The sequence below is a fragment of the Streptomyces sp. A012304 genome, from assembly GCF_026008495.1.
Taxonomy (GTDB): domain Bacteria; phylum Actinomycetota; class Actinomycetes; order Streptomycetales; family Streptomycetaceae; genus Streptomyces.
In genome coordinates this window covers 1-401 of record NZ_BQUN01000135.1, presented here as the reverse complement: position 1 = coordinate 401, position 401 = coordinate 1, and the positions used below count along the sequence as shown (strand labels likewise).

Below are 401 nucleotides of genomic sequence, written 5' to 3'. Positions count from 1 at the left end.
GTGTTCCCGGTGTTCGGGGAGGCTTTCGAGGCGGCGGTGTTCGAGCTGGACCGGCAGTTGACCGGTCATGTGGCGTGTTCGGTGCGTGATGTGGTGTTCGGTGCGGAGGGCACCGAGGGGTTGCTGGACGAGACGGTGTTCACGCAGGCCGGGCTGTTCGCGGTGGAGGTGGCGCTGTTCCGGCTGGTGGAGTCGTTGGGTGTGCGGCCGGAGTTCTTGCTGGGGCATTCGATCGGTGAGCTGGTGGCCGCGCATGTGGCGGGGGTGTGGTCGTTGGAGGATGCCGCCGCGGTGGTGGCGGCGCGGGGCCGGCTGATGCAGGCACTGCCTGCGGGCGGTGCGATGGTCGCGGTGCAGGCGAGTGAGGCGGAGGTGGCGGCGGCGCTGGAAGGGGCGGTGTG

The 401-nt window shown here is 70.3% G+C and carries 1 protein-coding gene; it reads left to right on the top strand.

All coding sequences use genetic code 11. From position 1 onward, the window contains the following. Positions 1-401: acyltransferase domain-containing protein (locus tag ALMP_RS33535; protein WP_264935308.1), on the top strand; the 401-nt coding region annotated here is incomplete at both ends.